1 protein-coding gene is annotated in these 243 nt (G+C 40.3%); it reads left to right on the forward strand.

Annotation, left to right across the window (positions count from 1 at the left end):
• The coding region (locus SB773_RS34110; protein ID WP_410594925.1) for an aminotransferase class I/II-fold pyridoxal phosphate-dependent enzyme at positions 1 to 243 on the forward strand (243 nt) is incomplete at both ends.

The following is a 243-nucleotide window of genomic DNA, read 5'->3' on the forward strand; positions in this document are numbered from 1 at the left end:
CCGGTAGAAGGTCCAAACGGTCCGGTAATCACCATTGCGGGCAGAGAATTAATTAATTTATCATCAAATAACTATTTAGGTTTAGCAACAGATCGACGATTGAAAGAGGCTTGCATAGAAGCAACGAAAACATATGGAGTCGGAGCCGGTGCCGTTCGTACGATCAACGGAACATTAGATATTCATGTTAAATTAGAAGAAAAGCTTGCTGAATTTAAACATACAGAAGCGGCCATTGCTTAT

This window comes from Bacillus sp. SIMBA_074 (assembly GCF_046534555.1).
In the GTDB taxonomy this organism is placed as follows: Bacteria; Bacillota; Bacilli; order Bacillales; family Bacillaceae_G; genus Bacillus_A; species Bacillus_A mycoides.